The following is a 25,680-nucleotide window of genomic DNA, read 5'->3' on the forward strand; positions in this document are numbered from 1 at the left end:
ATTCAAACTGCCTCAAAGTTCCGCTACGCTCGAAAGCGCGGGGCTTTCTTTTTTTTGCGCAGCGCAATCCGCTTCGTGAAGCAACGTGCGTTTCGCGCCGATGAACTCCGCGGCGCTTTATTCAGCATTGCGGCAGCCAGACTCCGCCGGCGTCAACAAATCGCCAGATGATTTACCGGAACAGATTAATTAAAAAATGACGATGATCAATGGAATCGATTTCAATCGATAACCACAATCACCCTTCGATTCTTCCATTTACTTTTCAATATTTATTCCGTTAAGCTTGCGCCAATATTTTTTTGACACCACCCAGATTGATCGATGAATTTCAGATCCAGGCGCATTTGAATTAAACCGATCGATTATTGTTTATTTTGAAAATCAAATGAGACGATATCACTCCACCGAAACCGGCCAGCCTTCATCCGGTTGACCCGGCGCGCCGTGCGTCGCTCGGCGGCAGATGCCTGCCGGCCCGACCACATCTCTTTGGCATCGCGATTCAGGCTTCGCGGGCCGCGCCCGGTCATGGCGCACGGCCCGCGCGGCACCGCACTGCTATCACGAACTTCGAACTCACACTCTTGCGAGCGCTGACGATGGACGACTTTTGCCGCGCGAATTTGCCCCCTGCCGAGGATTGGCCGACGTTCGTCTTCGAATTGCCGGGGCTGCAGTTTCCGCCGTTTCTCAATTGCGCCGCCGCGCTGCTGGATACCGCCGTCGACGAGCGCGGCTGGGGCGATCGGGTCGCGATCACGACCGGGTCGGGCATCACGTGGTCGTATCGCGAATTGCGCGATGCCGCCAACCGGATCGCCAACCTGCTCGTCCATGACGGGGGCCTCGTGGCCGGCAATCGGGTGCTGCTGCACGGCGCGAATCACCCGATGCTGGCCGCCGCGTGGTTCGGCGTGGTCAAGGCCGGCGGCATCGCCGTCGCAACGATGCCGAAGCTGCGCGCGGGAGAACTGTCGACCATCATCGGGCGGGCCCGGGTCACGCACGTCATCTGCGAAGCCGGGCTGTCCGCCGAACTCGACGCGGCGATGACGAGCCTGCAGTGGCGCGGCGACGTTCGACGCTACGACACGGACGACACGCATCCGCACGCGCGCTGGCTCGACGGCCATTCGGCGGCATTCTCGGCCGCCGAAACACGCGCGGACGATCCCTGCCTGATCGCGTTCACGTCGGGAACGACTGGCGAACCGAAGGCCACCGTCCATTTTCATCGCGACGTGATGGCGGCCTGCCACTGCTTTCCGCAGCACGTGCTCCGGCCCACGGCCGATGACGTCTTCTGCGGATCGCCGCCGCTCGCGTTCACGTTCGGCCTCGGCGCGCTGCTGCTGTTTCCGGTCAGCGTCGGCGCGAGCGTCGTGCTGTTGCCGAAAGCGGGCCCGGAACAGCTGCTGGCCGCCGTCGAACGGCATCGGGTCAGCATCCTGTTTACGGCGCCGGCGGCCTATCGGGCCATGCTCGACCATCTCGACCAGCGCGACCCGTGCGACATCTCTTCCCTGCGCAAATGCGTGTCGGCGGGCGAGGCGCTGCCGCCATGGACGCGCGATGCGTGGCAGATCCGCACCGGCCTGCACCTGATCGACGGCATCGGGTCGACCGAGATGCTGCACATCTTCGCGTCGACCGGCGATACCGGCACGAAGGACGGCGCGATCGGCAAGGCGGTGCCCGGTTACCGCGTTGCCGTCGTGGACGAACACGGCCAGTGCCTGCCGCCCTACGAGATCGGCTACCTGGCCGTGCAGGGGCCGACCGGATGCCGCTACCTGAACGACACGCGGCAACGCGACTACGTCAAGCACGGCTGGAACCTGACGGGCGACAGCGCCTACCTGGACGAGGACGGCTACCTGTTCTACCAGGCACGCGCGGACGACATGATCATCACCTCCGGCTACACGGTGTCGCCCGGCGAAGTGGAGCAGGCGCTGCTGCGCCATCCGGATATCGCCGAATGCGGCGTCGTCGGGCACGTCGACGAACGGGGCGGCACGCTCATCTGCGCGCACGTGGTGCTGCGCCCGGGCGTCGACGGCTCGGATGCGTTGACGACGCAGCTTCAGCAGCACGTGAAAAGCGTGATTGCGCCATACAAGTGCCCGCATCGCGTGGCCTATCACGCCGCCGGTTTGCCGCGCAACGAATCGGGCAAGTTGCGGCGTGCCGTGCTCCGGCAGGCCGGTCATGGCGCGGCGCGTTCCATGAATCAAGCAGTCCAAAGCGAAGAAATCCTATGAAAATTCTCGGCGCCGCGGCGGCCATTCCGGCCCCCGCGACCACCGCGCAATCCTGCGCGAACGACTACGCGATCAAGGCGGCCAGGCAGGCGCTGCAACAAGCCGGTTGCCTGCCGTCGGAACTGGATCTGATCGTCAGCCTGTCGATCTCCCCCAGCCGGATGGCGGATGCGCCGTCGATCGCGGGCCCGCGCCTGGCGCACCCCGTGCAGCGCGACCTGCGTGCGCGACATGCGGCCGTGTTCGACCTGCTCGATGCGGACTGGACGCTCGCACTCGATCTCGCGCAAAGCCATTGCCGGCAGCTCGGCTATCGGCGCGCGCTCGTCGTTCGCGCGGAAGCGCTCGCGGACGTCGAGCAGGTGGCCGAGAGCGGCTTCGCCGACGGTGCGGGCGCGATCGTGCTGACGCCGTCCGGCCATGACCGTGCATATGCGAGCCGCTACGCGGACCTCGATTCCCCGCCGTTCGCGACGCTCGACGCGCTCGCGCCCCGGCGCGTGAACGGCAGCCTGTCGCTGGCCCGCTTCGAAAGCCGGTTCGATCGCGCCACCGGCCGCTTCGACGCCGAACCGGCCAATGCGGGCGCCGCGGTCAACGCAATGCTCGACGCGGCGCAAAGCCGCATCGACCGGCGTGCCGCCACGCTGTTCTACGAATCGTGGCTGGGCGGATGGCCGTCGATCGCCACCGGCGCGCGGGATGCTTTCCGCGTCGACGTCGTCACCGGTCCGGCGGAGATCCCGAACCCGTTCCAGCTGCCCGCGTGGCTCGCGTCGCGCGTCGCAGATTCGATTTCGTTGCGTGACGATGAACGGACGGTGATCGCCATGACACTGGACCCGTTCCGGCCGCGCATCGCGTGCAGCACGATGGAGGTCTGACGGTGCACAACGTCCGAATCGCAAGTCTCGCCTGCCGCCTGCCGGCCCGCCAGGTACCCAACGACGATCCCGTCTTCGCGGGCGTCGAGCCCATTCCGGCGGAATGGTGGCAATTCTGGGGCATCGAATCGCGCCACATGATCGACCCCGATGCCGGCGAATCCGAACTCGCGCTGGCCGAGCGCACGGCCCGCGACGCCCTCGCGCGTGCCGGCGTGGAACCCGCCGAACTCGACCTGGTGCTGTTCAACATGACATCGCCGTTCGTGTCGCTCGACGACGGCCGGCGCCGGTTCGCGCCGCGGCTCTCGCGCGCGCTGCGCGACCGGCTCGGCGCCACGCGCGCGCTCGATGCCGATATCGAGATGGAATGCGCGAGCTTCGTGCTGCAACTGCAGCTCGCCGCCAACCTCATCAAGCAAGGGCGCGTGAAACGGGCGCTGGTGTGCTCGTCGGAGCGCATGTCGGCGGTGGTCGACTACACGAGCAAGTCGTCGACGAACTTCGGCGACGGCGCGGCCGCGGCCGTGCTCGTCGCGGAGCCGGCCGACCCCGACGGCGCCGACTGGCTGGATGCCGCGTATCACAGCGACGCCACTCGCTACGACCTCGTGACGATGCAGTGGCGCAACGCGCAGGCCGCGGCCGACGACGACGCGGAAACCGGCGCCGACAACCCGTTCGGCGTGTATTTCACGCTCAAGCCCGAAGCGCAGGAGGCGATCTCGCGTTTCATGCCGGTGGCCATTCCCGACATCGTCGAGCGCCTGCTGCACCGGAGCGGCACCGGCATCGCCGACGTCGATGCGATGGTGTTCCACCAGCCGTCCGCGCTGCTCGTGCGCTCATGGGCACAGCGGCTCGGGCTCAGACCCGATCAGTACGTGATTCGCGTGGCCGATTGCGCGTGCCTCGTGTCGGCCGCCGTGCCGTTCGCGCTGGCCGAGTCGATCCGGCAGGGCGTGATCCGGCCGGGGTCCAAGGTCGTGATTGCCGGCGCGGGCGCGGGCTGGGGCTTCGGCGCGCAATTGTGGCGCTGGGGCGAAACCGTCGTGTCCGATGCGGGCGGCGCGGTCGCCGTCGTGACGGAACAGGAGGGTCACGCATGAGCGCCCGTCTCGTCATCGCCGGTTTCGGCCATGCGCTGCCCGAGCGAATCGTCGGCAACGACGAAGTCGCCGGCATGATCGACACCAGCGACACGTTCATTCGCGAACGCACCGGTGTCGTCGCGCGACGCTATCTCGGTCCCGATCAGCATCTGGCGGACCTCGCCTGCCCGGCCGCGGAACGCGCAATGGCCGACGCGGGCGTCACGGCGCACGACGTCGACCTGCTGATCGTCAACACGCTGTCGCCCGATCATCACGACCCGTCGCAGGCGTGCTACATCCAGCCCCGGCTCGGCTTGCGGGAAGTGCCGTGCTTCGACATCCGCGCGCAATGCAGCGGCGGGCTCTACGGGATCGAGATCGCGCGCCACTTCCTCGCGAGCGGCCTGTATCGCAACGTGCTGCTGGTCTGCGCCGAGGCACTGTCGCGGCGCATCGACACGAGCAACGCCGGGCGCAACCTGTCGATCCTGCTGAGCGACGGCGCCGCCGCGCTGCTGCTGCAGGCGACGGACGAGCCGGCGCGCGGGCTGATCGACCTGACGCTCGGCGCCGACGGCACCCAGTTCGACCTGCTCGCCACCGAGGCGCCCGGCGCGCGACGCCCGCGCTTCATCGACGCGGACGACATCGCGGCCGGCCGCCACCACTTCCGGATGAAAGGCGCGCCGATGTTCGAGGACGCGACGCGCCGCATCGTCGACGCGTGCCGGCAGATGCTCGACAAGCACCGGCTGACGATCGGCGATATCGGCCTGGTCGTGCCGCACCAGCCGAACCTGCGCATCCTCGACGCGGTCATCGAGCGGCTCGGGCTGCCCCGCGAGCGCTGCATGATCTCCGTCGATCAACTGGGCAACATGGCGAGCGCGGCGTTTCCGGTCGCGCTCTCCCTCGCCCGCGAGCAAGGCCGCATGCCGGCCGGCCAGCTCAACCTCCTCGTGACCTACGGCGCGGGCGCGACATGGGCCTGTGCGCTCTATCGGAGCTGAACGACATGCTGAACGCTTCCCCCGGGTGGATCGAGCCGCGGCTGGCGCTGATCGGCACCGCCGACGTGCCGCTGTACGTGATCGTCAACGACGAGGCCGCGACGCTGATCGAGGGCGGCCTGAGCGGCATGACGGCGCTCGTATGGCAGCAGCTTCACGACCTGCTGCGGGACTTCGGCGGCATCCGGCATTTGCGCTACTGGCTGATCACCCACTCGCACTATGACCATTGCAGCCTGCTGATGACGCTCAAGTCGCGCATGCCGTGGCTCCATGTATCCGGTTCGCCCGACGCGTTCGATGCGTTCCAGAGCCCGTCGGCCTGCCGCACCATCCGCCAGCTCGACGAGCACGCGTCTCGGTCGTGGGAACCCGCTGCCGGCGCCGATTTCACCGAGTTGGCCGACCTGCCGTTCTACCCGGTCAATCCGGGCGCGCAACTCGATATCGGCGACGGGATGCAGATTCGCACGATCGCGCTGCCGGGCCACAGCCGCTGCCAGTTCGGCTACCACTGCCCGCAGCTGGACATCGGTTTCGTGTCGGATGCGCTCGGCGAGTTTCAGGACGCCACCCACTGGCTGCCGCTGGTCTTTCAGGACCTGTTTGCGTACCGGCACTCGCTGGACGTCATCGAACAGCTGCATGCACCGCGGCTCGCCCTGGGGCACCACGGCATCCTCACCGGCGAGCTCGCCCGGTCGGCCGCACGGCATGCGCGCGCGTGCCTCGATGCACGCGAGGCCGACGCACGCGCGGTTCGCGGCAACGCCGCCGCCACGCAGGCACTGGCCCATCAGTGGACGGCCCGTTACGCGGCACGAAGCGAAAAGGTCGTGCCACGTTTCCTGCATCTCAAAAGCATGACGCACATGATCGACCTGTTCCATCGCGCCGAATAGCCGTATCCGGATGTCCGCCGCGGCAACGCACGGGCGCCGGCCGGTGCGAGGCCCCTGCTCGCTGTTTTCATTCCTCTTCCGACGACATCATGACCACTGCGACCTTGCCGACTACGCTTGGCGAATTGCTTCAGAACCGCGCCGCCACACGCAGCGACCACACCGCCTACGTGTTCCTGAGCGGGCCGCCCGAGCAGGAACGGGCCGAATCGATGACCTTCTCCGAGCTCGACGTGCGCGCCCGCCGGGTCGCCGCGCTGCTGCGGCAGAACGCGGTCGACGTCGGCGACCGGGTGCTGCTGCTGTGCCGGCCGGGCCTCGATTACGTCGGCGCCTTCATGGGGTGCCTGTATGCGGGCGCGATCGCGGTGCCGGCCTACCCGCCGCGCAACAGGCAGCATATGGTGCGGATCGCCGGCATCGTCGACAACGCGGGCGCCGACACGATCCTGTGCTCGGCCGAGGACCACGCGCGCTGCTCGACCTGGCTCGCCGATACCGACGCGTCCGGCAGCACGCTGCTCGACGTCGGCGGCGCGCAGGCGCTGGCTCCGGTGGATTCGCCCGCCGGCGTGCAGCCGTCCCACATCGCGTTTCTGCAATACACGTCGGGAACGACGGGCACACCGAAAGGCGTGATGGTGAGTCACGCGAACCTGATCCACAACCTGGGGCTGATACGCGAATGGCTTGCCTATGACGAGTCGAGCACGATCGTCAGCTGGCTGCCGCCGTATCACGACATGGGCCTGATCGGCGTGATCCTGACGTCGCTGTACGGCGGCTTCCGCAGCGTGCTGATGGCCCCGGAACGGTTCATCCAGCATCCGTACCTGTGGCTGCGCGCGATCAGCCAGTACCGCGCGGACCTGACGGGCGCGCCCGATTTCGCGTACCGGATGTGCTGCCGGCGAATCTCCGACGAACAGCTGGCGACGCTCGACCTGTCGTGCCTGCGCGCCGCGTACAACGGCGCCGAGTCGGTGCGCGCCAGCACGCTGACGGATTTCTCGCAGCGCTTCGCGGCAGCGGGCTTCGCCGCCGACGGGTTCCTGCCGTGTTACGGGCTCGCGGAGGGCACGCTGTACGTCGCCGGCCGCACGGGACAGCACCCGGTCCGCACGCTGTGCGTCGATCAGGCCGCGCTCCAGCGGCAATCGGTGGTGTTGCACAACGAGACCCTCGGCGTGTCGCCGCAGCCGCTGGACCGCCCGGGCGAGCGGGTTCTGGTCGGCGTGGGCCGCACCGACGGCGAACAGCAGGTGATCGTGCGCGACCTGGAGACCAACGCGCGATGCGACGACCGGACCATCGGCGAAATCTGCGTGGCCGGCCCGAGCGTCGCCGCCGGCTACTGGCGGCTGGACGAGCAGACGCATTCGACCTTCCGGCACACGCTGGCCGGCGACCGGGACCAGGCATTCATGCGCACCGGCGATCTCGGCTTCATTCTGGATGACGAACTGTACGTGACCGGCCGGCTCAAGGACATGGTGATCCTCGCCGGCCGCAACTACTACTCGGAAGACATCGAGTACGCGCTGATCGTCGGCGTGCCGGAACTGGTGCCGAACGGCTGCGCGGCCTTCATGGACGACCAGGCCGACGCGGAACGCCTGATCGTCGTGGCCGAAGTCGAGCGCACGCAGCGCAAGGGCAATCTCGACAGCTTCATCGACGCGATTCGCCAGGCGATCTGGAACCGCCTCGACATCGGGCCGAGCAGGATCGTGCTGGTGTCGCCCGGCAGCGTGCCGAAGACGTCGAGCGGCAAGGTGCGCCGCAGCACGTGCCGCACGCAGTTGCACGACGGCGCGCTGACGATCCTCGCGCAGTGGGACGTCGACGCCGGCACGCAAACGCCGGCCCGCGATCGCGGGCAGCCCGCGCGCCCGGCCGCCGGTGTCGACCAGCCGGCGGCCAACGATCGCCGGCGCGACGACGCCGCCACCGTCGACGAACTGAACGACTGGCTCAGGCACTACGCCCGCACGCGGATCGATTCGCGCACCATCGACGAGCGACGCACCATTCCGCCGCACGTCGTCCTCGATTTCGGCAACCGGGGCCTGCTCGGCATGCCGATCGACCGTTCGCATGGCGGGCTCGGGCTCGGCCACCGCGAGATGGCGCGCGTGTTTGCGCAACTGGCCGCGATCGATTCGACGCTGGCTTTTTTCGTCGCCCTGAACAATACGCTCGGCATCGTGCCGATCATGCAGCACGCGCAGCCCGCATTGCGCAACGAACTGCTGCCGAGCCTCGCGAGCGGCCGAATGCTCGCCGCATTCGCGATCACGGAGCCGGCCGCGGGCTCGCATGTCCGCGCGATCGCGTCCCGCGCGCAGCGCATCGCGTCCGGCGACTGGCTGGTCAGCGGCACCAAGCGCTGGAGCGGCTCGTCCGCTTGGGCGGGGATCATCAACGTGTTCGCGAAGCAGGCCGACGGCACGGGAATGGTCGGCCTGGCGGTGCGACCCGGCACGCCGGGCGTGCGGATCGGCGCCGAGGAGCTGACGATGGGCGTGCGCGGCATGATCCAGAATTCGCTGCATCTGGATCGGGCGCGGATCGGCGACGCATGCCGGCTCGGCGACATCGGCCAGGGCCTGTCCGTGGCGCAGCACGCGATGAACATCGCGCGCCTCGGCATCGCCGCCGTCAGCGTGGGCGGAATGAAGCGCTGTGCGCAGCTGATGCATCGCTACGGGGCGCGGCGCGAGGTCGCCACCGGGCTCCTGCTGGACAATCCGCTGAGCCGCCTGCGCCTGGGCGAGCTGCGGGACCGCATCGACGGGCTCGACGCGCTGGTCGAGCACCTGGCCACCGAGCTGGACCTCGGCGTCGCGCTGCCTGAAGACTGCCTGCTGATCGCGAAGATTCTCGGCTCCGAGCTGCTGTCGCAATCCGCCGACGAGCTGATGCAGTTCCTGGGCGGCCGCGGTTACATCGAGACCAACTTCGCGCCGCAGATCTTCCGCGACGCGCGCCTGACCCGCATCTTCGAGGGGCCGACCGAAACGTTGCTGGTTCACCTCGGCAGCCGTCTGCTGAACGGAAGCGACGAACTTCCGCGTTATCTGGAAAGCGCGCTGGGCGCCGGCGTGCTGGCCACGGAGCTGCGCGAGCTTGGCGCCCGGCTGTCGCAGGACGGGCTCGCCAATGCGGCGAAACTCGGCGGCGCCGCGCATGCCGCCGTCTGGGTCAATTACTGGCTCGGCACGGTCGCGCAATGGGGATTGCTGCTCGCGGTGACCGAACGTGCGGCTGCACAGCAGCGCATCGGTGACGGCGCGCTGCGCTGGGCGCAGCGCCGGTACGAACTCGCGATCGAGGCGGCGCAGCGGCAGGTCGGCCTGCGATCCGCACTGACCACGTCGGCGCAATTGAACGACTGGGCCGCGCAGGTCGGGCTCGAGATCGGCGCGATCGAGCAAACGGTCCCGGGCGCCAGCCAGCGCGTCGATCCGTTGCTGGACGCCGATCCCGGCGAGCACCCGGCCGCCGGCATGCCCGATACCCCCGACGCGCCCGACACGCCGGCCGGCGAAGACGCCGGATCGGCGCCGGCCCCGATCGCGGGCGAGCCGGCGAGCCTGCTCGATCGCCAGCAGGTTCATGCCGTCGAACAATGGCTCATCGCGTGGCTGGGCGAGCGCCTCAAGCACCGCAAGCTTCGCTTGACGCGCGAGTCGACGTTCGCCGAGATCGGCTTCGACTCGATCCTCGCCGTCGAAATGACGATCGTATTCAGCGAGGCGTTCAGCGTGAGCGTCGATCCGTCCGCGGTCTGGGACTACCCGTCCATTCGCGCGCTGGCCGCCCATCTCGCGCCCCGTACTCGCGGCACCGCGCCGGCGCCGGTCGTGGCGCACGCCGATCCGGATGCCCCTTCATCCCATGCAGCCCAACCTTCGATCCTGTGAGACCGTCCAACATGCACGCCCGATCCGCCCGATTCGACCTTGGTGATTCCACCACCGCGCTGGCCCGGCAGCTCGAACACTATCTCGACGCCTATCCCGACGAAACGCGCACGTTGCTCGGCCTGCCGGCCGGCGCCGCGATCGGCGTCGAGGTGCTCGACGAGGAACTGCCCGTCAGGCTCGAACACCACACGCATGCGGCCACGCTGCGCATCGGCCGGCACGACGCACAGCGCGTGATGGCCTACACGCGCAGTTGCAACTGGGCCAACGGCATCGTGCTGGTGCCGACGCTGGCGCGCCTGGTGTTTGCCGGCGCGTTCGACGGCCTGCGGGCCGGAGCGCCCCGCGCGATGCGCGCGTTCGCGGCGTCCCGCCAGCCCGACCCGACCCGCAACCTCGGGATTCTGTGGGGCGCGTTCAACCTGCTGAGCCTGGCCGGCTGGCTGACCCTCGATCGCGGCGACGAAGACGCCGACTATGCGCTCACGCCCGCCGGCGAATATGTCGTCGCGTGCGTCGAGCACGCCCGGCCGCTGTTCGAGCAACTGGCCAATGCAACGTCGGTGCTCCAGCATCTGCACGCACTGTGTCATCGAACGCGCGTGGCGGCCGAGGACAGCCTGCTGTATGCGCGGCTCGTGCGGGCCTGCGTGGCGGGCTGGCCGGAGCTCGCGCCCCCGGCCACCGACCTGGAGCGCCAGGCGAACGGACAGCTGCGCACGGCGATGGACGGTCTGCTGCTGGGCCCGACCTGGGTCGCGCTCGACATGCCGATGTTCGACAGGCAGCCGGATGGCCAGTACGCGCAGTCGGCGCCCGGCATCCTCGGCAAGCTCGTCGAGCAGCCCGGCGGGGTCTCGGTGGGTGCCTGGACACAGGCGGACCCGGTCGTCCTGGACGCGGCATGGGCGCTGATGGGCAAGTTCGGCATGGTGGAAATCGACCAGGGGAAGGTGCGGCTCACCGAGTCGGGCCGGATTCACCGTCCGATCGCCGCGCCTTATGCGGGGCTGCCCGCGTCGTATCTGCGTTCGTATGCGCTGCTCGACGAGCTCCTGTTCGGCAACCCCGATCCGCTCGATATCGACAGCGACGGCCACATCGATCGCGTGATGAACGTGTATGCGTCGAGCGGCGCCGGGTCGGGGCCGGCGTCGCAGGAAATCACGACGAAGATCCTGCGCGAGCTGTTCGACGACACGCCGCTGGATCGCCAGCCCGCCGGCATCGCCGACATGGGCTGCGGCGACGGCAGCGCGGTGAAGCGCCTGGCGGAATACGTCATCACGTCGACGCGGCGCGGCCGGCACCTCGCGGACTATCCGCTGCTCGTGATCGGCGCCGACTACAACGAATCCGCGCGCGGCCGCGCCGCCGCGACGCTATCCGCGCTGAAGGACATCCCCGGTGTGCAGGTACGCGTGATCGCCGCCGACATCTCCCAGCCCGACCGCTACGACGAAGCCGTGGCCGACAGCGGCCTGACCGTCACGCAGCCGGACGGCAGCGTGCGCCCGGCGCGACTCAGCGACCTGCTGCACACCTTCATGTTCCTGGTCCACAACCGTCGGCTGGGCGTCCGGCGCACGGACGCCGCCGAAGCGATCCTCGAGCGCCATCTTCGCACCGTCGATCGGGCACGCCTGCGCGCGGTGATCGACCAGCACTATGCGGGGGCCCTGACGGTATCGGATCAGGAAGCGTTGCCGATCGGGCTCGAACAGATCAAGCGCGCGTTCAAGGTCGCGTACAGCGACGCGGAAGGGCTCGTTCCCGGTTACGTGGCGGCTGCGGACCTGATCGATTTCCTGACCCGCTGGAAGCCCCACGCGAAGCATGGCTTTCTCATCGTGGAAGGACACAGCCCATGGGCGGAGAACCTGTGCGCGCGGGCGCCGGGCGGCCCGGATACGTGGTTGCGCACCGAGCAGCTTCCGTCGGTGTTCAACTGGGGCATGCATTTCGTGTCGCGCCAGTTCATGGCGCCGTTCAACGAATTCACGCTCGCGCTGACCCTGGCCGGCCTGCGCCCCGACAGCCCGATTTACGGGCGGATTCATCCGGAAGGGTTCCCGGCGCCCGATCTGCTGAGCGACTATCGGTTCTTCAGTATCGCGAACTACGTTGCCGATACCGCTGTTGCCGATTGACGGTCCGTTCGGTGCTGTGCGGTACGCAGCGACGGCCGTGAATCGCATCAAGAAAACACCCCGGAGGCTGGATCGGTGCCCAGTCTCCGGGGTGCGGGTGCGCGCCGTACTGCTCGCCGGTTTCATGAATGCCCTGGATTCACACAGGGGCCTCCACGCAATCGGCGCCCGGCTCGCGCATCAGGCGCTGTAGTCGTACACCCCGCGCCCCGTCTTCCGCCCAAGCCGCCCGGCGGTCACCATCTCGCGCAGCAGCGGGCACGCGCGATACTTCGGGTCGCCGCCATTCGGACGCGACGGACACGCCCCCGGTTGCGCCGCGCGGCCGTCATGTTGGAGACAGGGCCCCCACGGCCCCGGCCCCGACCATCCTTAACGCACCACGTTGATCCGGCCGCGCGAGTCGTCGAAGCAACCGATGCCGGGCCCGCAAGCGCGCGCGTTGATCGCGAACTCGCCGAGCTTGACGGCGCGAACCGAAAAGACCGGCTGGAACAGCACGACCCCGCCGTTCGTATAGCCCGTGAAGTTGACGACACCGAACGGCTCGGAGTAGAGCGACATGGGCACGTTCCCGATCTGCGCCGTCGATACCCACAGGTGGACCGGCAAGTCGGTGAATTGGAGGACATGGGCCAGGATCCCCGGCACGATGATCGTGATGCCCTGGTCGTTGGCGATCGCCTTCGCGGGCGCGGTCCCGCCGGCCTTCGCGGCGCGGGCGACCTCGGCCGGCATCGGGGCGGTGCTGCGGCACAGCGCGAAATCGAGAACCCGCTCGTCGATCGTCACGTCCGACTCGTCGGTCACATCGACCGCGCCGCGTTGCGCGCATTGCTGCTGCCGATGCCGCGTCGCCTCGGCCGGCTGCTCGCCGCGCACGAAGCTCACGCGGCCCGGCGCGATCTGCTTCAGCACCTGTTCGACGACGACCGTCCTGCGCGCATCGGTGGGATCCGTGGTGCGGATCGAACGATAGATCTTGGTCACGCCGGCGGCATTGCCGACCGCTTGGTAATTGACGATCTCGTCCTGAGCCGTGGCGGGCGCGACGCCGTCCGCCTGCTGTGCATGAGCGGAAAGCGCGGCAACGGCCGTCGCCACTGCGATAACCCAAGCTTTAGGTTGCATGTATCCATCCTGAAGTGAGAGAGGAAACCACGCGCCCCTCGTTGCCGACGGGCGCACACCATGGCGCCGTGGTCCGGACGAACGGACGACCGCGCCCCGCCGATTCGCGCCGGCTTTTCACGTCCTTGAAAGCGAATAGGCGAACGACATCCGCACGATCAGAAATCGTGTTTTAGTAAGTGCGATGGCAATGGATCCATTTTCAGAAAACCAGCGCGAATCTACGCAGGAACCCGAACCGCTGTTGTACGTAAATGTCAGCCGCCCACGCGCGCCCGATTTATGCAACAACCTATTGCCGCTTTATTTTCTCTCGATTACATTTGTGCAACCAAGATATAACATTACACACTGAAACGTCAATTTAATCGATATGAAAACATCCACGCTAATTGATTTAACTATTTGACGATTAAAATCGATTTTCGAAATAATTCAACCGGCGGACAGGATTCGGCGAGCCACTTCCATAAATGAAAAACGCGGATGGCGAACCGCACCGGATGAACGACACCATCCGACACGACTCGCCACCCGCGTTGAAGACTTTCCAGCCTTCTGCTTATTTGCTGTAGTCGTACACCCCACGCCCCGTCTTGCGCCCCAGCCGGCCGGCCGTCACCATCTCGCGCAGCAGCGGGCACGCCCGATACTTCGGGTCGCCGAAGTCCTTCACGAACACGTCCATCACCGCGAGGCACACGTCGAGGCCGACGAGGTCGGCCAGCGCGAGCGGCCCGATCGGGTGGTTCGCGCCGAGCTTCATCCCCGCGTCGATCTCCTCGGCCGACGCGATGCCTTCAGCCAGCACGAAAAACGCCTCGTTGATCATCGGCACGAGAATCCGGTTCACGACGAAGCCCGGCGAGTTACGCACGCCGATCGGCGACTTGTCGAAACGCTCGGTCAGCTCGCGCACCGCCGACGCGGTCGCTTCGCTCGTCTGCAGCCCGCGGATGATCTCGACGAGCGGCATCAGCGGCACCGGGTTGAAGAAGTGCATGCCGACGAAGCGCGCCGGATCGGCGAGCGGCGCCGCGAGCGCGGTGATCGAGATCGACGACGTGTTGGTCGCGATGATCGCGTCGGGCCGTGCGACGGCCTCGATCTGCTTCAGGATGCGACCCTTCAGCTCGACGTTCTCGGTCGCGGCTTCGATCACGATATCGACCGACGCGAGCTGCGCGTAGTCGGTCGACGTCGTGATGCGCGCCAGCGCCGCATCGCGCACGGCTGCGTCGAGCTTGCCCTTCGACACGAGCCGCTCCAGGCTGCCCTTCAGCGTCGCGACGCCCTTCTCGAGCGCGGCGTCGCTGACGTCGATCATCACGACGTTGAGTCCCGCAACGGCGGCGGTCTGCGCAATGCCGTTGCCCATGGTTCCGGCGCCCACGACGCCGACAATTTCGATGGCCATGTAGTTCCTGTGTGTTCGGGTGCTGAGCGGTCGATTATCAGATGTTCTCGAAGATGGCCGCAATCCCCTGGCCGCCGCCGATACACATCGTCACGAGCGCGTAACGCCCGCCGATGCGCTTCAGTTCGTACAGCGCCTTGACCGTGATCAGCGCACCGGTCGCGCCGATCGGGTGACCGAGCGAGATACCCGACCCGTTCGGGTTGACCTTCGCCGGATCGAGGCCGAGCTCCTGCGTGACCGCGCATGCCTGGGCGGCGAACGCCTCGTTCGCCTCGATCACGTCGAGATCGGTGATCTTCAGGCCCGCGCGTTCGAGCGCCTTCTGCGTGGCCGGCACGGGGCCGATGCCCATGTATGCCGGATCGACGCCTGCGTGCGCATACGCGACCAGGCGCGCGAGCGGCTTCACGCCCTGCGCGCGCGCGGCGTCCGCGCTCATCATCAGCACGGCCGCGGCCGCATCGTTGATGCCCGACGCGTTGCCGGCCGTCACCGTGCCGTCTTCCTTCTTGAACACCGGGCGCAGCTTCGTGAAATCGTCCGCGCTCGCGTCGTGACGCACGTGCTCGTCGGTGTCGAACGCGACCTCGCCCTTCTTCGTGCGGATCGAGATCGGCAGGATCTGGTCCTTGAAGCGCCCTTCCGCGATCGCGCGCGCCGCGCGACGATGCGATTCGAGCGCCAGCGCGTCCTGCGCGTCGCGCGAGATGCCGTACTTCGCCGCGACGTTCTCGGCGGTCACGCCCATGTGGATCGTCTGGAACGGGTCGTGCAGTGCGCCGAGCATCATGTCGACGAGCTTGCCGTCACCCATGCGCTGGCCGAAACGCGCGGCCGGCACCGTGTACGGCGCGCGGCTCATGCTTTCCGAGCCGCCGCCGATCGCGACGTCGGCGTCGCCGAGCATGATCGTCTGCGCGGCCGACACGATCGCCTGCAGGCCCGAACCGCACAGGCGGTTCACGGTCAGCGCGGGCGTGTGCTGCGCGACGCCGCCGTCGATCGCCGCGACGCGCGCGATATACATGTCCTTCGGTTCGGTGTTCACGACGTGGCCGAACACGACATGCCCGACCGCATCGCCCGACACGTTCGCGCGCGACAGCACTTCGCGCACGACTTTCGCCCCGAGGTCGGTCGGCGAGAAATCCTTCAGGCTGCCGCCGAAATCACCGATCGCGGTACGGACACCGCTCACCACCACGACTTCTTTCGCTGCATTGCTCATCGTCTCACTCCGGTTCGTTCGCGCCCGCAGGCGCGGGGATACGTTGCGTTACATGTTCGGGTAATTCGGCCCGCCACCGCCTTCCGGCGTGACCCACACGATATTCTGCGTCGGGTCCTTGATGTCGCAGGTCTTGCAGTGCACGCAGTTCTGCGCGTTGATCACGAGGCGATCGCTGCCATCGTCGTTCTTCACGAACTCATACACCGCCGCCGGGCAGAAACGCCCCTCCGGCCCCGCGTACGTGCGCAGGTTCACGTTCACCGGCACGTTCGCATCCTTCAAGGTCAGGTGCGCCGGCTGGTTCTCTTCATGGTTCGTGTTCGAGATGAACACCGACGACAGCCGGTCGAACGTCAGCTTGCCGTCCGGCTTCGGGTACTCGATCGGCTCGCACTGCGACGCCGGTTTCAGCATCTCGTGATCCGCATGCTTGTGATGCAGCGTCCACGGCACGTTGCCGCCCATCACCTTCTGCTCGAGCCCGACCATCAGCGTGCCGAGGTACAGGCCCTTGGCCATCCACTGCTTGAAGTTGCGCGCGCGGTACAGCTCCGTGTACAGCCACGACTGCTTGAACGCATCCGGGTACGCGTTGAGCTCGTCCGACTGGCGGCCCGCCTGCACCGCGTCGAACGCGGCGTCGGCGGCCAGCATGCCGGTCTTGATCGCCGCGTGGCTGCCCTTGATCCGCGATGCGTTCAGGAAACCCGCGTCGTCGCCGATCAGCGCGCCGCCCGGGAACACCGTCTTCGGCAGCGACAGCAGGCCGCCCGCCGTGATCGCGCGCGCGCCGTACGACACGCGCTTGCCGCCTTCCAGGAACGCACGGATCGACGGGTGCGTCTTGTAGCGCTGGAATTCCTCGAACGGCGACAGGTACGGGTTCGTGTAGCCCAGGCCCACCACGAAGCCGACCACGACCTGGTTGTTGTCCATGTGATACAGGAACGAGCCGCCGTAGGTGTCCGACTTCAGCGGCCAGCCGGCCGTGTGGATCACGAGGCCCGGCTTGTGCTTGGCCGGATCGATTTCCCACAGCTCCTTGATGCCGATCCCGTACGCCTGCGGATCGGCGTTCGCGTCGAGCTTGAACTTCGAGATCAGCTGGCGGCCGAGGTGGCCGCGGCAGCCTTCGGCGAACAGCGTGTACTTCGCGTGCAGCTCCATGCCGAGCTGGAAGTTCTCGGTCGGCTCGCCGTCCTTGCCCACGCCCATGTTGCCGGTGGCGACGCCTTTCACGGAACCGTCGTCGTTGTAGAGAATCTCGGCGGCCGGGAAGCCGGGGAAGATCTCGACGCCCAGCGCCTCGGCCTGCTGACCGAGCCAGCGCGTGACGTTACCCAGCGAAATCACGTAGTTGCCGTGGTTCTGGAAGTTGGCGGGCAGCGCCCAGTTCGGCGTGGTGACGGCGCTTTTCTCGGACAGGAACAGGAAGCGGTCTTCCGTCACCTCGACGTCGAGCGGTGCGCCGCGTTCCTTCCAGTCGGGGAACAGTTCGGTGATCGCGCGCGGGTCCATCACCGCGCCCGACAGGATGTGCGCGCCGATCTCGGAACCTTTCTCGAGCACGCACACGCCGATCTCGGTGCCTTTCTCGGCGGCCAGCTGCTTGAGCCGGATCGCCGCCGACAGCCCGGCGGGGCCGCCGCCGACGATCACGACGTCGTATTCCATCGATTCGCGCGGGCCGTACTGCGCGAGCAAGTCCTGTGTGGTCAAAATCCTGTCTCCTCCTGCGTCCCGACCGTCAGCCGGTCAGAACTGGTCTTCCGTCAACGCGAGCACGCCCTCGTTGCCCTTCGTGCCGACGATCGACGCTTCGAGCGCGCCTGCCTGCACCAGCACCTGCTCCGCATAGAGCTGCGCGATCGCAATCTTCGCGCCGAAGAACGCCGGGTCGCTCGCGCGGTTCGCCTGCGCGGCCACCAGCGCACGCGCCATCTGCCATCCGCACAGCACCACGCCCGCCAGCTTCAGGTACGGCACGCTGCCCGCGAACACCGCGTTCGGGTCCTGCTTCGCGTTCGCCAGCACGTAATCCACCACCGACGACAGCGCCTTCGCGCCCTTCTCCAGCTGCACCTTCATCGATGCGGCCGCCGCACCGTCCAGCTTGCCCAGCGCCGCGACAGTCTCGCCGATTTCGGCGATCAGCGCCTTCGCCACCGCACCACCGTCGCGCAGCGTCTTGCGGCCCACCAGGTCGTTCGCCTGGATCGCCGTCGTGCCTTCGTAGATCGCCAGGATCCGCGCATCCCGGTAATACTGCGCCGCGCCGGTTTCCTCGATGAACCCCATCCCGCCGTGCACCTGCACGCCCAGGCTCGCCACGTCGTTCACCATCTCCGTGCTCCAGCCCTTCACGACCGGCACCAGATATTCGTAGATTGCCTGATGACGCGCCCGCGTCGCCTCGTCCGAATGGCGGTGGGCAATGTCGCTGTGCGCCGCGGCCACGTAGGCCAGCGAGCGTGCGCCTTCGGTCAGCGCGCGCATCGTGCCGAGCATCCGGCGCACGTCCGGGTGATGGATGATCGTCACCGACTGCTTGGCCGACCCGTCCACCGGGCGGCTCTGCACGCGCTCCTTCGCGAATTCCGCGGCCTTCTGGTACGCGCGATCGGCCACGCCGATCCCCTGCATCCCGACGCCGAAGCGCGCCGCGTTCATCATGATGAACATGTATTCGAGGCCGCGGTTCTCTTCGCCGATCAGGTAGCCGATCGCGCCGCCGTTATCGCCATATTGCAGCACCGCCGTCGGGCTCGCCTTGATCCCGAGCTTGTGCTCGATCGACACGCAGTGCACGTCGTTGCGTTCGCCCAGCGAGCCGTCGTCGTTCACCAGGAACTTCGGCACGATGAACAGCGAGATGCCCTTCACGCCTTCCGGCGCGTTCGGCGCGCGTGCCAGCACCAGGTGGACGATGTTGTCCGCCATGTCGTGCTCGCCCCACGTGATGAAGATCTTCGTGCCGAACACCTTGTACGTGCCGTCGCCTTGCGGTTCGGCGCGCGAACGCACCAGCGCAAGATCCGAGCCCGCCTGCGGCTCGGTCAGGTTCATCGTGCCGGTCCATTCGCCCGAGATCAGCTTCGGCACGTAGCGCTGCTTCTGCTCGTCGGTGCCGGCCGTCAGCAGCGCCTCGATCGCGCCGTCCGTCAGCAGCGGGCACAGCGCGAACGACAGGTTCGCCGCGTTCAGCATCTCGATGCACGGCGTGGCGATCAGCTTCGGCAGCCCCTGGCCGTCGTATTCGGACGGGTGCTGCAGCCCCTGCCAGCCGCCTTCGACGAACTGGCGGAACGCTTCGCCAAAGCCCGGCGTCGCGGTCACGACACCGTCCTTCCAGCTGCTCGGATTGCGGTCGCCTTCGACGTTCAGCGGCGCCAGCACCTCACCGCAGAATTTCGCGGACTCGTCGAGCACGGCCTGCGCCGTGTCGTAACCGGCGTCCTCGAAACCCGGCAGTTGCGCAACGGTGTCGATGCCCGCGAGTTCCTTCAGCACGAACAGCATGTCCTTGACGGGGGCGTTATAGCTCATGGTCGATGTTCCAAATCAGGCGGTGAATGAGGCGCGCCACGGGGCCGATACGGCAAAACCGGCCAGCTCCGGGCGGCGAGGTGACCCATCCTAATGCCGTGCGAGCCGGTTTCCATTGTCATATTCGGCCCACCTGGTGACAAAATCGGCCACGGGATGAGGGGCCGGGGGCGGAAGCGGCAGGCTGGATGCGGGTTTGGGCGGGGTGGGGTTTGGGCGGGAATGGCGAGCTGGCGGCTGGTTGTTATGTCCCCAAGCGCGGAAAGGCTGTCGATCGCATGCACGGGAGACGCGAACCGCCCGGAACCGGACTGAATGATTGCCCATGGGCCGCGCCGCAAGAACACTGGAACCATGCCGGCCAGCACGCCGGTTTCGCGCAGTCGTTTCAGGCACGGCACGACGTCGGGTAGAGATCTTCCGCGGTCACCGCATAAGTGCTTCCGGTCGCCTCGCGCTCCCGGCACAATGCGACGAAGTCGACACCCGGCCGCACGAGATCGAACACGCGACGATGATGCTGACCACGCGCGATGACCGCGCCGAGCAACGCATGAAACACCCGTCGCGGCACCTCGAGATGGTCGGCCCACTCGTTCCAGTCACGACTTTCATCGATCAGCGTTTCGCCGACGTCGAAGAACACGGCTTTTATCATCATCGGGTGGATCGGGTTCCGCAAAAACGGATCTTCAGGGTTTGGCGATGCCGGGATGGGTGGGCAATGACGGGAGTCGGCGCCAACAACGGCTCTTCGCCATCCGTTCCTGGACCATCGACAATCTCGAAGAAAAACTTTGGTGGTTAGCCGGATGCGAGCGATATCCTAGCGCGTGGGCCTAGCGGTGCTGGCACAACCCGCAACGTAGTGCAAACCCCGACAATCCAGTTGCGGTCGATAGTCTAGATTGTGACAGCATGGGTTCGTTGATCGAATTTCGGACGTTCCGCCTATTTCCTCGCTATGTCGACCTGAGACAGCTACGTGAACGAATCGACCTACCGCGCCATTTTCGGCTTTGTCGTGATCGCTTACGGCGCCGCGATATCCGCAATCATGGCATTTCGTCCAGAGCGAATATTGGCCTTCTATTGCAGATCAAGGGCTTGGAGATGGTGGTACAAGTTCTGCTTCAACATGTCTGCAGAAGATATTGTGTCGGCCAAAATGGTACGGCGAACCAGAATCCAAGGGGCGACGGCGCTGGCGTTCTTCACTGCCATTATTTTTGCAGCTTTGTTTCAGCTCGGTTCTCACGGCTAGCTGCTGAGCTTGGCGGGGGATATATGACGCACGGCTTGTACGAATTGCTTAGTGACCTCGACGATCGCCACCTCTTTTATACATTGGGCCGGCATCGCCCAGACACCATTCTGATCTCGATAACTGTGCCAGGTGAGCGTATCGAGATCGACGTGTTCGACGACGGACATATGGAGATGTCCCGCTTTTCCGGAGATGAGAGTGTAATTGACGACCAACAAATGATTCTGAAGGCTATCGACGAGGCGTCCGAGTGAAAGGGGTTGGTCATGAGGCGCAACGCGCCCACTTCCCGTCGGCCGACGTTGCTGCGCGCGGCCGATCTCAGGAATTGCATCTGTCTCTTATGGGTCGATTTCGGGTCACTGCGCTGGCCTACGGCAAGCAATTGCGGAAGGCAGCAGCCGGCGGTTTCTGTCATTCGACGTCGGCGCAAAAAGCATCGACAATCAACTGAGGACTAGGCGGTTGACAATAGCGAGAGAGTCAAAAATGCAGCTTCAGTCAAACTACTCGAAGACGTTCAGGTACGTTCGGCAGAACGAACGCCGCTTGACCTATGACATTGGTTACCACATCAATCAGCGCGACGACGGTACGTTCATATACGGTTACGAGATCGTGCAGGAGCTGAGTGACGGTCGCATCGGTAGCGCCGCGAGCGCGCTCGATTTTCGCGGCTCGGCTGAAGAGGCAGAACGATACCTGATAAAGAAGCTGGAGGAGATGGTAGAGGGTTTGCCGGAATCGTGGGAATCAGACCGATACAGGAACCGCAAGGAAACGGACGAGAGCGCGGTCAAATATGCCTGGTTGATACGAAGTATCTTTGGCTACTGGCCTCGGTTTCACGATGCCGAGGTGCTTGCTGTAACGCTGCGTCGCGTCAGCTCGAACGGAGCATGGCGTACTGATATGGAACTCACGATCCGTCACAGCGGACAGGATAATCCGGCACGGAACGGACAACAGGTGCCTTGTAGGATTACGTTCCTTCTCGAGGATGTTGAGGGAAGCGAGTTCACGACTGAAAACGTTTCTTACCCGTCGTGGATTTATGACCTCCGGTTTTCTCGCTGCGATGATGGCCGCACCCAGATCGACCTGTATCCGTCGACTGGCTTCTCCGTTCTGCTCTACTGCCGTGCTGCAACCGTGACATGTGTCGAACCGTGTCCGTCCGCGAATGAAAGCATTTAACGACCCGCGGCTGACCGGGTTAAGAATGAGCGGACGCGCGCCTACCCATCCACGCCAAGACAAATTCTCTCGCCGTGCCCCGGACTGACGCGCAGCGAATGACCGCATCGTGACGGCGTGATTGTCTGCTTCGGGTCGGAAGTCGCAGGTCGCACGTCGCAGGGCAGCGACCGGTTGAATCCACCACCAGAAACCGTCAGTGATCAACCCGCGCAGCCGAAAGTTGAGCGGCTGCTTCGCTCCACACGCTGTCAAAATCCCAACTCATGCAACGCCGTGGAAAAGCAATGCAGAGGGTACTAGTCAAGCCGACGGTCATTCCTCTCGACACGCTCAGGAAGCAGATCGCACAGGTCGTCACCGCAGCCAAGGCCTATGAAGTTCCGGACGCCGGTGTAGGGTAATCATACTTTCCGTGCAATTTCTGGCGGTTCGGTGACGACAGTCGTTGTCAGTCAATGCGTTGCTACCGTCGCGGTGGCAGCAAACACACAAAGCACAGAGCGTTGCCGGAAGCAGTTCCGTGCTTGGCCATCGCCATTTTTTGCTCGAAAAGTCCGATTTCCCCTCGAACTGCTGCGCCAGTTCAGCCAGCGTGCGCTCGCTTTTAACCGCTGCCAGCGCCACCTTCGCTTGGAACGCCGCTGAGTGCGTGCGTCGGGTTCTCTCCGTCATTTCCTCGGTTCCTTCACCAGCATTGTCGCTGGCTCAGGCCTCGGCCAAACCACTTATCCGATTATCCGAGTTCGCGCGGCCACCTCTCTACGTCTAGGGGCGGCGTTCCCCCTACATCGCTTCCCGGAAACTCGGTAGTCTGCTTTCATCGTACAAGAACGAGCGAGCCATGAGAGCAATCCGTGCGGGCGACGATTTGTGCCACCAGCCAAACGGGGAAGAGGCGCTTCTCGCGCGACTTTTCAGCGGTGACGCCTTCTTCGGGGGCAATCTGCGCGAGACCTCGGTTCTGTTTTGCCAGAGGCACGACGAACTCGTGTTGAATTACCTCCCGTTGATCCTGGCATCGCTTGCGAAATCGGCCGGATTCGAGACCATGTTCGACCTCGTCGCACGCGTCGGTGGAAGGCGCGTCTATCTGCCCGCCGCCCCCGCCCGGTTCTGCAGCCAGACAGGCGTAACCATCCCACACGCCGCTTACAAACCGTGGAGGCTACAAGCCGACGCCAACGGCCAGATAGAGGTTCCGTCAGCCTGGGGGGTCTATTTAGCCCTACGTCGCGCCGCAGTCAGCTACGCGATCGCACATGCATGGCCGCGCGACATCCTCCAGGTGACGTTCGGCATGTCCCGTCGGCAATTGCGATCCTATGCCTCGTCCTCCGCACCCGATGCGATCCATCGGGATCACGCCGCATCGGGTAACTGCCCGGTTAGCACGCTTACTGAAGGAGGCGCGATGACACTACCTTGATCCATTTCCCCAAGCCGCAGTACTGCGAGCCCCATCTCACATCACAAATGCATGGCGCTCATATACAGTCTTCTACATAGCGAGGTTGACATGCCTGGACGTTTGAACAAATCCTGCGCAGCAGACGGCGTGATAGCTTATCAAGACACGGACGAAAGCAATATGTTTCATTACTTTCCCGCCCGTATCGATTCCATCGCCAATGAAACGTTGCTTGACTTCAGCGTCAAATACTGGGGAATTAATGCGAAGCCCTATTACATCGATGTCGGTAAAGGGAAATACGAGAGCATTGTCGGCGCTACAGTCAGCGGCCAGGCCGTGGCGGACATCACGAAAAAACAGCGCGATGCAATTACCAAGGAAATTCGCCGGGTCTTCCAGTTGAAGCCGAAAGACGAAGTTGTCCTGGTTCCGCTCGTTCTTCAGGAGGTTGAAGTTCAACCGATTCTAGCCGGCAATGTCGTCGAAAAAGGGGGGGGCAGCAGCGTCACTTTCCCGTCCAGATTTCAGATCGGCACGCAATTCGGTTTCAACATCGGGTCGGGCAATAGCCTCTTCAGCGAGCTCGTAGCGAACGAGGGCAGTCTCGACCGTCAAAGCAGTCCAGACATCGGCGTGAACTTCTACGGTACGGCGGAGCTCAGGGCCGACAAATGGGTCGCCCGCATCGAGGCCGACCTCTCGCAGGTGTGGAGCTATACACGAAAGAAGGTCAGCGCGTCACTGAAACTTGGATGGCTGAATCTCGGAGGTGCGGATCTGGACAAAATTGTCCAGAGCCTGAGAAAAGAGAATATCGTCAAGATCACTTATATCGAAGGCGGCGGCGGAAAGGAGTTTGGGCGCGCATTGCTCGAATCAAGTAAAGCATTGTTTGAAGCCATCAACGCGCAGATCACGAGTGGTGAGGGCTTGTTCCGTTTCGAACCGAATCCCAAGCCTCAAGAGCCCCCTGCGGGTAAAGATTCGCTTGGAGGCGATCTGTTGCCGTGGAAAGTGAGCCTCAACATGTCGTTTGGCGAGAACACTTTCCAGCAATCTATCAAGTACGACCAGACGATTACGTTTGAAGGCAATACGCTGGTGGCCTTCAACGGAAATATGTCGCTTGCGTTGCCTTGCAATGCGAGCACGACGAAATACTTCTACGATCTCCAGCTGAAGCAAGGCGGGTGTATCACAGCGCAAAAGAGTGATGGACTACAGTCCCGCATCGGGAAGGAGCTGGCGGCGAAGAACGAAAAAGTGCGGCAGTACTTCAACAACGTTGAACAGGGACGTTGGACACCAGATCAAATGGCGACCATGCTCGAGTTACTCAACCAGACAACGCTGACCGAACAGGTCAACGTTGTTCAGCAACCCGATGGCGTGGTCGTGCTCGAGCCTGTACCGCTGGAACAAGCATCCGCAGCTTTTGACACCCTCGTGGCGGGGCGGGTCGAGGCCCAATCCGAGTCGCTACCAGTGGTAGCTCGGATGAAGGTTGCGAAGGTCTTTCCACCCGATACCCGTAAGCGAGTTAACGACACAAAGACCGCCCCCTGGAATGCCATTGGCCAGCTTGTTGTGAAGTTTCCGTCGGGCAATTACGGTTACGGTACTGGCACTCTCCTCGGCGGTCGTCATGTGCTCACCGCTGCTCATGTCCTTTACCTGGAGGACGAGGGCGGGCGCGCAGTCTCTGCTCGCTTCTATCCCGGCAAGAATGGCGTGCTCGATCCGTTTGGCGGTTACGACATGACGAGCTTCAATATCGACGACGAGTATCCGCAGAAAAGCGAGTTTGCGGACTATGATTACGCGCTCATCACCCTCAGCGAAGAAGTTATTCCCGGTTTTGCGAACTTTCGGCTTCGCAACATTGGATATGACGGGCTCGAGAATCATGACGTCGTGATCTCAGGCTATCCCATGGACAAACCGCTTGGTACGCTGTGGACGGCTTCCGGAGAGCTAACGGCGGTCACCGCCCGGACGCTACGCTATCGCATTTCTACGACGGCGGGCCAGAGCGGTAGCGCAGTTGCGTTCTTCGGCGGAGAGTCGTGGGATATCGTCGGGATTCATTCTGGCGAATCCGGTGACGCTAACGCAGCCTGTCGCGTAACGGACCGTGTAGTCCATGCGATACGAGAATGGATGAGCTACGACGCCGTTGAGATCGCCGAGGAAGGATGCGAGTGCAACGACGTTCCCGCTTAACGGCGAAAGAGTGAC

Annotated in this window: 18 protein-coding genes and 1 pseudogene; 12 read left to right on the forward strand and 7 right to left on the reverse strand. The window is 64.9% G+C overall.

Annotation, left to right across the window (positions count from 1 at the left end):
• Window positions 1-602: 602 nt before the first annotated feature.
• The 7 genes from AB3K92_RS04585 to AB3K92_RS04615 all read left to right on the forward strand — a co-directional run bounded on the left by AB3K92_RS04585 (window position 603) and on the right by AB3K92_RS04615 (window position 12,236).
• A complete protein-coding gene (locus AB3K92_RS04585; RefSeq protein ID WP_369464529.1) occupies window positions 603-2,267 on the forward strand; it encodes an AMP-binding protein in 1,665 nt (554 codons plus the stop codon).
• The gene (locus AB3K92_RS04590) at window positions 2,264-3,151 is read left to right on the forward strand and encodes a hypothetical protein (RefSeq protein ID WP_060331873.1); all 888 of its coding nucleotides are present in this window, start codon (window positions 2,264-2,266) and stop codon (window positions 3,149-3,151) included. Before AB3K92_RS04585 ends, AB3K92_RS04590 begins: the two co-directional genes overlap by 4 nt.
• Window positions 3,130-4,260: a 3-oxoacyl-ACP synthase III family protein gene (locus tag AB3K92_RS04595; protein WP_369464530.1), complete on the forward strand. Its 1,131-nt coding sequence runs from the start codon at window positions 3,130-3,132 to the stop codon at window positions 4,258-4,260. Before AB3K92_RS04590 ends, AB3K92_RS04595 begins: the two co-directional genes overlap by 22 nt.
• Window positions 4,257-5,255, forward strand: a complete 999-nt coding sequence (locus AB3K92_RS04600; protein ID WP_369464531.1) for a ketoacyl-ACP synthase III — start codon at window positions 4,257-4,259, stop codon at window positions 5,253-5,255. Before AB3K92_RS04595 ends, AB3K92_RS04600 begins: the two co-directional genes overlap by 4 nt.
• A gap of 5 nt (window positions 5,256-5,260) precedes the next feature.
• On the forward strand, window positions 5,261-6,157 hold the full coding sequence (locus tag AB3K92_RS04605; RefSeq protein WP_369464532.1) for an MBL fold metallo-hydrolase: 897 nt from the start codon (window positions 5,261-5,263) through the stop codon (window positions 6,155-6,157).
• Window positions 6,158-6,246: 89 nt separating this feature from the next.
• Complete coding sequence (locus tag AB3K92_RS04610; RefSeq protein ID WP_369464533.1) at window positions 6,247-10,083, forward strand: AMP-binding protein; 3,837 nt, start codon at window positions 6,247-6,249, stop codon at window positions 10,081-10,083.
• Window positions 10,084-10,094: 11 nt separating this feature from the next.
• Window positions 10,095-12,236: a hypothetical protein gene (locus AB3K92_RS04615; RefSeq protein WP_369464534.1), complete on the forward strand. Its 2,142-nt coding sequence runs from the start codon at window positions 10,095-10,097 to the stop codon at window positions 12,234-12,236.
• Window positions 12,237-12,416: 180 nt separating this feature from the next.
• Here AB3K92_RS04615 and AB3K92_RS04620 read toward each other — a convergent pair.
• The 7 genes and pseudogenes from AB3K92_RS04620 to AB3K92_RS04650 form a co-directional block, all read right to left on the reverse strand.
• Window positions 12,417-12,524: pseudogene (locus AB3K92_RS04620) on the reverse strand (3-hydroxyacyl-CoA dehydrogenase family protein); the annotation flags it as partial.
• An 84-nt stretch (window positions 12,525-12,608) separates the two neighbouring features.
• Window positions 12,609-13,424, reverse strand: coding sequence for a hypothetical protein (locus tag AB3K92_RS04625; protein WP_146774233.1), 816 nt, complete (start codon window positions 13,422-13,424; stop codon window positions 12,609-12,611).
• A 505-nt stretch (window positions 13,425-13,929) separates the two neighbouring features.
• A complete protein-coding gene (locus AB3K92_RS04630; protein ID WP_048028345.1) occupies window positions 13,930-14,784 on the reverse strand; it encodes a 3-hydroxybutyryl-CoA dehydrogenase in 855 nt (284 codons plus the stop codon).
• 37 nt (window positions 14,785-14,821) lie between these two features.
• Window positions 14,822-16,015 carry a beta-ketothiolase BktB gene (gene bktB, locus AB3K92_RS04635; RefSeq protein ID WP_059817967.1) on the reverse strand — a complete coding sequence of 398 codons (1,194 nt, stop codon included), beginning with the start codon at window positions 16,013-16,015 and terminating at the stop codon, window positions 14,822-14,824.
• A 48-nt stretch (window positions 16,016-16,063) separates the two neighbouring features.
• The gene (locus AB3K92_RS04640) at window positions 16,064-17,737 is read right to left on the reverse strand and encodes an electron transfer flavoprotein-ubiquinone oxidoreductase (RefSeq protein WP_136470571.1); all 1,674 of its coding nucleotides are present in this window, start codon (window positions 17,735-17,737) and stop codon (window positions 16,064-16,066) included.
• A 36-nt stretch (window positions 17,738-17,773) separates the two neighbouring features.
• Window positions 17,774-19,564, reverse strand: a complete 1,791-nt coding sequence (locus tag AB3K92_RS04645) for an acyl-CoA dehydrogenase (RefSeq protein ID WP_369464535.1) — start codon at window positions 19,562-19,564, stop codon at window positions 17,774-17,776.
• 388 nt (window positions 19,565-19,952) lie between these two features.
• Entirely contained in the window at window positions 19,953-20,225 is a 273-nt protein-coding gene (locus AB3K92_RS04650) for a hypothetical protein (protein ID WP_369464537.1), read from the reverse strand.
• 324 nt (window positions 20,226-20,549) lie between these two features.
• Here AB3K92_RS04650 and AB3K92_RS04655 point away from each other — a divergent pair, with 324 nt between their 5' ends.
• The 5 genes from AB3K92_RS04655 (at window position 20,550) to AB3K92_RS04675 (ending at window position 25,665) form a co-directional block, all read left to right on the forward strand.
• On the forward strand, window positions 20,550-20,828 hold the full coding sequence (locus AB3K92_RS04655; protein ID WP_059704281.1) for a hypothetical protein: 279 nt from the start codon (window positions 20,550-20,552) through the stop codon (window positions 20,826-20,828).
• A 23-nt stretch (window positions 20,829-20,851) separates the two neighbouring features.
• The gene (locus AB3K92_RS04660; protein WP_369464538.1) at window positions 20,852-21,085 is read left to right on the forward strand and encodes a hypothetical protein; all 234 of its coding nucleotides are present in this window, start codon (window positions 20,852-20,854) and stop codon (window positions 21,083-21,085) included.
• A 295-nt stretch (window positions 21,086-21,380) separates the two neighbouring features.
• Complete coding sequence (locus tag AB3K92_RS04665; protein WP_192387877.1) at window positions 21,381-22,028, forward strand: Imm50 family immunity protein; 648 nt, start codon at window positions 21,381-21,383, stop codon at window positions 22,026-22,028.
• An 844-nt stretch (window positions 22,029-22,872) separates the two neighbouring features.
• On the forward strand, window positions 22,873-23,457 hold the full coding sequence (locus AB3K92_RS04670) for a hypothetical protein (protein ID WP_059854524.1): 585 nt from the start codon (window positions 22,873-22,875) through the stop codon (window positions 23,455-23,457).
• A gap of 90 nt (window positions 23,458-23,547) precedes the next feature.
• On the forward strand, window positions 23,548-25,665 hold the full coding sequence (locus AB3K92_RS04675; protein WP_369464539.1) for a serine protease: 2,118 nt from the start codon (window positions 23,548-23,550) through the stop codon (window positions 25,663-25,665).
• The last annotated feature ends 15 nt before the right edge of the window (window positions 25,666-25,680 follow it).

This window comes from Burkholderia sp. Bmkn7, assembly GCF_041103175.1.
In the GTDB taxonomy this organism is placed as follows: domain Bacteria; phylum Pseudomonadota; class Gammaproteobacteria; order Burkholderiales; family Burkholderiaceae; genus Burkholderia; species Burkholderia cepacia.